7 protein-coding genes are annotated in these 8,039 nt (G+C 54.1%); 2 read left to right on the plus strand and 5 right to left on the minus strand.

Features of this window, described 5'->3' with window-relative positions; genetic code table 11:
• Window positions 1–4: 4 nt before the first annotated feature.
• From ACR0DO_RS12810 to ACR0DO_RS12820, 3 genes are read right to left on the minus strand one after another with little or no spacing between them, the layout of a single operon-like run.
• Complete coding sequence (locus ACR0DO_RS12810) at window positions 5–967, minus strand: TAXI family TRAP transporter solute-binding subunit (protein WP_480559221.1); 963 nt, start codon at window positions 965–967, stop codon at window positions 5–7.
• Window positions 968–988: 21 nt separating this feature from the next.
• Entirely contained in the window at window positions 989–2,056 is a 1,068-nt protein-coding gene (locus ACR0DO_RS12815) for a D-cysteine desulfhydrase family protein (protein ID WP_480559223.1), read from the minus strand.
• A gap of 6 nt (window positions 2,057–2,062) precedes the next feature.
• On the minus strand, window positions 2,063–2,803 hold the full coding sequence (locus ACR0DO_RS12820; protein WP_480559225.1) for a sulfite exporter TauE/SafE family protein: 741 nt from the start codon (window positions 2,801–2,803) through the stop codon (window positions 2,063–2,065).
• A gap of 44 nt (window positions 2,804–2,847) precedes the next feature.
• On the opposite strand from ACR0DO_RS12820, the gene ACR0DO_RS12825 reads away from it, so the two are divergent.
• A complete protein-coding gene (locus ACR0DO_RS12825; RefSeq protein ID WP_480559227.1) occupies window positions 2,848–3,792 on the plus strand; it encodes a LysR family transcriptional regulator in 945 nt (314 codons plus the stop codon).
• Window positions 3,793–3,985: 193 nt separating this feature from the next.
• The gene (locus ACR0DO_RS12830; protein ID WP_480559229.1) at window positions 3,986–4,141 is read left to right on the plus strand and encodes a hypothetical protein; all 156 of its coding nucleotides are present in this window, start codon (window positions 3,986–3,988) and stop codon (window positions 4,139–4,141) included.
• Between the two features lie 44 nt (window positions 4,142–4,185).
• On the opposite strand, the gene ACR0DO_RS12835 is transcribed toward ACR0DO_RS12830, so the two are convergent.
• A complete protein-coding gene (locus ACR0DO_RS12835) occupies window positions 4,186–5,421 on the minus strand; it encodes a hypothetical protein (protein ID WP_480559231.1) in 1,236 nt (411 codons plus the stop codon).
• Window positions 5,422–6,474: 1,053 nt separating this feature from the next.
• On the minus strand, window positions 6,475–8,039 hold a 1,565-nt coding region (locus ACR0DO_RS12840), incomplete at its 5' end, for a calcium-binding protein (RefSeq protein WP_480559233.1).

Here is an 8,039-nt window from a genome sequence, read left to right on the forward strand (position 1 = left end):
ACCGCTATTCCACCAATCCTTTTTCCTGATAATACTTCAGCGCGCCCGGATGGATTGGCGCTGAAAGACCCGCCGTTACCATTTCCTCTTTGGTCAGGTTGGCGAAGGCCGGGTGGAAGGTGCGAAAATCATCGAAATTCTCGAAGATGGACGACACCAACGCATAGACCGCCTCATCAGAAACACTGGCCGATGTGACGAGCGTCGCACCGACCCCAAAGGTTTCGACGTCGTTATCGGTGCCGCGATACATGCCGCCGGGTATTGTGGCCGAACGGTAATAGGCGTTGTCGTCGATCAAACCCGTTACAGCCTCACCAGTCACGGGCACCAGTTTGGCGTCGCATGTGGTGGCAGCCTCAGTCAGGTTACCCGAGGGATGACCGGCCGTAATGATGAACGCATCGATCTGGTTGTCGCACAAGGCACTGGATTGCTCCGCAGATTTCAACTCGGCGGCAAGGGCGAAGGTGTCTTTGGTCCAGCCCTTGGCGTCCATGAGCACCTCCATGGTGCCACGCTGGCCCGAGCCGGGATTGCCGATGTTGACCCGCTTGCCCGCCAGATCGTCAAAATGTTCGATCCCCGAGTCCGCACGAACCATCACGTTGAACGGTTCTGCGTGCACGGAAAACACAGCGCGCAGATCTTCGAAAGGCCCGGCTTCTTCGAACTTGGAGGTGCCATTGAGGGCGTGGAACTGCCAATCGGACTGGGCAACGCCAAATTCCAGTTCACCTTCGCGGATGGTGTTGATGTTATAGACCGAACCGCCGGTCGACTCGACCGTGCAACGCACGCCGGTTTCCTTGCGGTTCTTGTTCATCAGACGGCAGATTGATCCGCCGGTGGGATAATAAACCCCCGTCACGCCACCTGTGCCGATGGTCACAAACTCTTCTGCCTGCGCAGCTACACTTCCAAGCGCCAATGTCACAGCCGAAGCCAGAATCAGGTTCTTTCTCATCGTTTCCTCCCTTTCGATTTTTTAGTTCGTTTGGTGATGAGTGCGTTGCTTTTGCACCCGGCTCTTGTCGATTGATGCAAACACTTCCTGGTATCCAAACAGAGCCGGAAGCCCTCCGGTATGCAGCATGACGACCTTTTGGCCCTTGCAGATCACGCCCTCTTCCAAAAGCCTCAGCAGCCCGGCAAATGTCTTTGCCGAGTAGACCGGATCCAAAAAGATGCCTTCGTTGTGCGCCATGAGGGTCAGGGCATCATGCGTTCCCTCCCCGACTTGCCCATATCCAGGTGCGAGCACGCCATCCCAGACCTTGATGTCGTTCATGACAATCGCCGGGTCGAAATCCATCAAGGCCGCCAATTTGCCCAAGACTTTTTCCATACGTGTGTGCTGCTGATCCTGATCGCGACGTACGCAGATTCCATGGACAGGCGCGCGCATCCCAGACAGCCGTAGCCCCGTCAGAAACCCGCCGTGGGTTGACCCGCTGCCCGAAGGCACGACTGCGGCATCAAAATCGCTTAACTGCGCACTCAGCTCTGCACCGCCCTGCACATAACCCAATGCCCCCAAGGGCGGGTGGTCGATGCCCAGGTGAATGACATAGGGCCGGTGACCATCGGCAACCAGCTGAGCCGCCCTTTCATGCAGGGCATTGTCCGCACCAACCTCATCTTCGCCTACCGGAAAGTGCATGTGTTCAGCGCCCAGGATTTTGGCCAGCAGGACATTGCCCGAGCGGTAGTACTGCTCTCCCATGCCCGGCACCCGCTCTTCCAGTTGCAGAACGGATTTCATCCCCAGACGGGCCGCGGCAGCGGCCGCCGTGCGCACAAAGTTTGACTGTACGGCGCCGGTAATCAGAACAGTATCAGCCTGTTGTTGTAGCGCTTCGCCAAAATAGAATTCCAACTGACGAGTCTTATTGCCGCCAAAGCTAAGCCCGGTCAGGTCGTCCCGCTTAAGCCAGAGGTCAATTCCAAGGCGGTCTGACAGGCGATCCAGCCTTTCGACCGGTGTGACTTCGGTCATCAAACGAGCGCGCGGGAACTCGGACAGTTTCTGTTCGATTTTCATCTGTTCAGTCATCACTTGTCATCCAACCAGATAGGCGCGGCGGAACAGGGCCGCGCACGCGAGAATCGAGATAATCCGAATGGCGTGGGTAATGGCCTGCTGTGGCAGCAGCGGGCCAATCACGTGCCCCAGCAAGCTGCCCGCAATCGTGGCCGCGACAAAAGGCCAAAGCCATGGAGCGTTGGCAAAGGCCGCCCAGTCCGACGCACAGTGCAACGCAAAGGCTGAACCATATGCAACCAGTGCCACAGGCTGTACCAGCCTGCGCGCTTCGTGCGGGGTTCGGCCCAATGCCAGAAAGCCCAGAATCATCAACGGACCGGGGGTCGCTGCCCAAACTGTGGCAAGGCCAGACAAGCCCGATATTGCCCGAAATCCCCTTGGACCAACCTTGTTATCCTGCGGCAACAACGAAGTGGCAACTCCGACAAGTAAAAGAACGCCTGTCAGGGCCAACACCATGCGTTCCGACAGATAGGGATAAACCAAGAGACCCAGCACTATGCCCGCCAAGCATCCAATCACCGCATTTCGGATAAGTGCTCTGTTCTTCAACCACACCCGCTTATCCGACGCGACAAGCGATACGAGCGTGTTCAGCATGAGCAATACTGGAACAGCAGTGGTCGTCCCCAGCAACACCATCATCACAGGCGCTGCGACGATACTGAACCCAATCCCGACCCCGACCTGAATCGCTGCCCCGGTAAAAATGGCTAGCAGCAAGATCAGTAGGTCAGCAGGCACGTTTCGATCCATTGTTTCGCAGTTCATGCATGGAACGGTAACGCCAGTCAATCTTAATGAAAAATCATCTTATTGTATTTATTGATACACCAATGTTATCAAAGCTTATGCGTATAACTGCCCGTCAGATCGAGCTTTTCCAGATGGCCTACCGGCACCGGTCCACGCGAAAGGCAGCAGATGCACTGCACATATCTCAGCCCGCCATAAGCCGTGTCGTCGCCGAACTTGAGGCTGAAATGGGTGTTCCCCTGTTCGATCGATCGGGGCGCAAGTTCGAGCCAACCTCTGCGGCGCATAGTCTGCAGCAGGCGGTTCAAAAACACTATCAGGGCTTGGAACGCATCCAGGAGGCAGCGGTCCAAATCGCCTCTGGCACCGGTGGACACTTGCGTGTGGCTACGGTTCCGGCCGTAGCCGATACCCGCGTGGCGGTTACGGCCGGCACACTGATGGCGGAGCTCTCCGGCCTCAGGGTGGATATCGATGTTCTGGACGAAAGGGCCGGGATGGCCGCATTGCGCGAAGGACGGGTGGATTGCGCGATTGTATCCTCAGATCCCGGCGATCCTAACTTGGCCTGTACGCGACTGGCGGACCTGCAACCTGTCGTGATTGTTCCCAGTGATGACCCACTGGCCGATGCGCGCCACGTCTCGCCTGCCAAACTCGCGGATGCTCCTCAAATCATGCTGACGCCTCATAGCCCATTCCGGCGCGCAGTCGAGATAATGTTCGACAGCTGTGGAGTTTCGTTTCAGGTCAGAGCCGAAGTCCAGACACAATCCGCTTTGGTTCGCATGGTCGCTCAGGGCGCAGGCCGCGCAATTGTCGACAAGGATATTCTGGGCACTTCGCAAACAGACGGCGTTTCCGCCGTGCCTTTAACTTCAAACCTAAGCTGGCCGGTCCGAATGATCACTTTCTCCGCATCGAATGACATTCCGGGTTTGCAAAGATTTACGAAAGAACTGAAAGAGCATCAGGGTTCGCCCGGCTAGTTTCAGGTGGGTATTCCAGCGCGACTGACATAGCGACGGAAAACTGTTCACCAGAATCCTTTCAAGTCACACAGGCTTGTTGCCCGACTGTTTGAACAAATGCACTTTCAACCCAACTAAGGTCGAAAGAAGTTTTTTGGTTTGAAGCCGACGCACTGACCCATCTTCCCGACGAGACGACAGGGCGATCGAAATGTGTTCAGAACAATCAGCAAAAGACCATGCACTGCTGATCAGCACTAAAGATCTTTCTGAATTTCCAAATGCTACGGAAGGGTTTGCTCGAAACCTCATGAAAGAGCTCGACATTCCAAAGCGTGGCAAAGGTTTGAACTTCTTAGAAGGGTGAACCGAGTTTGGGATTTTGCCCAGACCAATCTCGGATCGCTTACCTCAGGAGGAAGATTCGGATTCGCGGCGCGGATCAGTCACATGAGGCATCAAGGGTTCCTTTGCATACGGCAACTCAGGACCTGGTGGTTTGTCCCCCCATCGCACGTGGGGAGTTACCCAGGTTCTTCCCACTTCGGGGTTGCCATCAGGGCCTCGTCCAACCGATCCCTCTCCAATACGCCGCCAAAACCCTTTGACCGAAACCTGCGTCTCCGGTTCCTTTCGTGGAAATCCAGACAACACCCTCGCTTCAATTCCAATTTCTTCTGGAACAAGGTCCCTACGCGGATAACGCAGGGCGCGCACGACCCTGAACATCTTGGGCTTGTAGGCACGAGGTGTTTTCTTCCTTGCTGAAACTCCCGAGTCTTGCGCTTCTTCGACCAGCCGTCGGCCGGCTCCGTCGAAGACATTGTCTTCCACAGCATCGAGCTGAAACTCGAAATACGCAGGCAGCCCCATCTGCAGAAGAGCCCTGATGCCCAAGGGCTTGAAGAGCTCGGCATTTGCCCATGCGCCAACAGAGGCTTGCTCTTCGGTCAAAAGGGGATGCCCCGCTGGTTTTGGGCTCCATCCGATCGATGCGTCGATAAGCTCGTCGCTGTTAACCAGCATGAAGGACGTCTTGATCTGGTCATTCCCACCGCCATCCTTGGTGAGGGTCGTGAAATGTGCGACCTTGTAGTGGGACCCGTTTCCGGGAGCGCCCATCAACCCTGCCAGCCGTGTTATCAATGTGTCGGTTGTCTCATCTGCAGGAATGAGAATTTGGAGCAATCTGATCTCACCCTCACTGGAAATCAGGCGCGTTCCCAGATCAGACAATCTTAAATCGATGAATCCGTCATCATGATTGTCAGCCTCATCACTGTAGAGGCGCTCTCGTAGGGTCTTCAGATCAAAACTTTCGCTGACATCTCCGTCCGTTTCACCCAGACGAAGGTAGTCGAGGAATTTGTGATTTTTTACTGCGGTTACCCCGATGGGCTGGCTCGCCATCATCTCTCGAAGATCTTCGTAGTCCCCGGCAACATAGAGATGGCGCGTCGCCGGCCAGGGAGTGAGACTTGGGAGTTTTCCGACGGGATGATATCTGAGAAACCGACGCATTGCTTCTATGCCGGGAAAAGTCCCAGGAAGTTCAAGTTCCATCATAGCCAACTCTGCAAGACAGTTGAGCGTGTCGTCAAATATGGTTTCCACCTGATTGGTCAACAATGCGCTGCTGACTTTCATCCATCGACGAACAATCTGATCAAGACTTGAATCCGGGCCCTTCTTGAAAATGTCGACATGCCCCAGCTTGTGGATGCGGAGGAGAAAAGGGGGAATCCTTTCACCTGACGTAGGTCCGGGGTTTGGAAAAGGCGATCGAGAATTTGCCAATGTAATCTATCTTTGAAATCGTTTTGGTTTGGGTCTTTGTGATGTTTCCATAGGTTGCACCTGAACTAAAGGGGCATCCCACAATTCGGATCAGCAAAAAAAACTAATCAACGGCATGGGGTTCCGGCTCGGCAGCTTCGCTTGTCGAAGAATCGAGAATGTTGCATCATCAAATAAGTGAAGCGTGGCTTCATCAATAGGTAGGAACGATCGCTACATATGTGCTACGCGCCAAAATCAACCCTGAAACACAAATACAAAACAACACCCTACGCTCAGTCGCACAAATCCATCAATGGACCAACGCACGGCCCGCATTCCACGAAATGAATATGGGAACAAATCTCCCAAAGACAAAACACTTTGATTAGTTTCATTCTTTGTAATCAGGGCAGCGATTTCAGAATATGAAAAAGTCCGCAGACCGTGAGTTCGATCATCTCCTGATTTTGCACGCGCGGCGAATGGCCGGTAAGCAGGCTGCGACTGCAGCAAAGTTAAGGTGGGGCGAAGGTCGGGATTGGGCCGGAAGACGAGAAAAGGATCATCGGTTCATAAAGCGGCGTGTTGGGCTTCGTGGGCATGGGTAATCTGCTCCATCGCATAACTCGTGGAGCCAAATAAGCTGGCTAATTTTGGGGGAAATACCTGAACTGAGTTCAAGGGAGGCGCGGTATCCGCACTGCCCTGATCATGACGAAGATCAGGCCGTTCGCAAGCGATTTGTAAAATCGTGGGCGAGGGAAAGATATCAGGATCGCCGTACAGCGTTTTTAACGGTGGTTTTAACGCAGGTAACGGAAACTGCGCGGATAGCGGCAGGGTGGTTTGTGGGGCTGTAGGAGGCTTAAATCAATTTATCCTTGGGCGGTGCAATTGGTCACCGCCCAAGGATGGAGATTCCTAGACGAACGAGAATTGATCCTCTGTCAGCGATGCAGCGCCAATTCCATCAAGTTCGACCGAACCGTTGTCCCACTCGACTCGTGTACCTGACCCAGTATCAACGAATGTAAGATCTGCGTAGGAGCTTCCAGCGAGTTGAATCTGATCTGAACCCAACTCAAAATCGGTAATCCGGTCAGCACCACTGGCTGTTTGGGCATCAAAAACGAACTCATCAGCACCAGCTCCGCCGGTCAGAACCTCGTCGCTCAGAGTGCTGGTGAGGGTATCAGCACCAGAAGTACCTGCAATCTGGACGGGCGAAGTAGTATCTACAGGCTCAACTGACTTGGCAAATACCTGGACTTCCGAAAGGTTGAAATATTGGTTGTCTTGCGACAAACGCACGTATCGCGCATCCGCAAACCCATCCACGTTGAGGGCGTGAATTGTTCCATTGCCCGAGCCGCTGATCGGATCAAATGTGTGTACCACATTGTGGTCGTCGTCCAGCAAAGTCACGACGCTACCTTCAATGCGGGAGCCGTAAGACGAGCGAGCTGTTACAACAATAGCCGTCAGTGAGTATTCAGCTTGTAAATCAAGCTCGTACCACTCATTTTCTCCAGAGTTTGTGCTGGACCAGTTACTTCCGCCTGAAACGCCATCTATCAACTTTTCGGCGCCATAGCTAGTGCTGTACAGGCTGCTCGCGCTTACCTCGATATTGGTTAGGTTTCCCGTCAGTTCAACCGCATCGGATGGCAATAGACCAGTAAGAGATTTGTCCCGGATCGCCTGCACATCCAGCACAGTACCGTCTGCGAACTCGATCTGTTCCACCTGCTCCTTGGTATTGTCGAAATGGTCCGTAACCGTAACCGTTTCACCATTGCTCAGCGTGATCACCAGATCCTTGCCGGGATTCTGCGAAAAAGTTACATCGTCGGCATTCACACCCGTGAAGACCAAACGGTCGGTCCCATAGGAACTGTTATCGTTGATCGTGTCATTACCATTGCCAAGACTGTAGATGTAGGTATCCGAGCCAGCCCCGCCTTTCAGCGTATCGTTGCCTACCCCGCCGTGGAACGTGTCATCATAGTTGCTACCGAGCACCACATCGTCGCCGTCGCCATTCTGATCACTGATTGCTTTTGCGGTGATCTCGGCCAAATTAAGCACGGTACCGTCCGCGAACTCGATCAGTTCCATGTTTTCCCAACCACCATCAAAGTGATCGGTGACAGTAACCGTATCGCCATTGCTCAATGTGATGATCAGGTCTTCACCGGAATTCTGCGAGAAGGTCACGTCATCGGCGTTCACGTCAGTGAAAACAAGGCGGTCGTTTTCGCTATTGGTGCTGTAATCGCGGATCGTGTCACTGCCATCGCCGAGGCTGTAGATGTAGGTATCGGCGCCAGTGCCACCGATCAGCGTATCGTTACCGACCCCGCCGTGGAACGTGTCAGCGTAGTTGCTGCCGCGTACCACATCGTCGCCGTCGCCATTCTGATCACTGATTGCTTTTGCGGTGATCTCGGCCAAATTAAGCACGGTACCGTCCGCGAACTCGATCA

Source organism: Ruegeria sp. AM9, from assembly GCF_056540565.1.

Excerpts from the sequence above, each read along its gene's own strand:
- ACR0DO_RS12810 (WP_480559221.1), bottom strand. The coding sequence starts at position 967 with ATGAGAAAGAACCTGATTCTGGCTTCGGCTGTGACATTGGCGCTTGGA.
- ACR0DO_RS12815 (WP_480559223.1), bottom strand. The coding sequence starts at position 2,056 with ATGACTGAACAGATGAAAATCGAACAGAAACTGTCCGAGTTCCCGCGC.
- ACR0DO_RS12820 (WP_480559225.1), bottom strand. The coding sequence starts at position 2,803 with ATGGATCGAAACGTGCCTGCTGACCTACTGATCTTGCTGCTAGCCATT.
- ACR0DO_RS12825 (WP_480559227.1), top strand. The coding sequence starts at position 2,848 with ATGAAAAATCATCTTATTGTATTTATTGATACACCAATGTTATCAAAG.
- ACR0DO_RS12830 (WP_480559229.1), top strand. The coding sequence starts at position 3,986 with ATGTGTTCAGAACAATCAGCAAAAGACCATGCACTGCTGATCAGCACT.
- ACR0DO_RS12835 (WP_480559231.1), bottom strand. The coding sequence starts at position 5,421 with ATGAAAGTCAGCAGCGCATTGTTGACCAATCAGGTGGAAACCATATTT.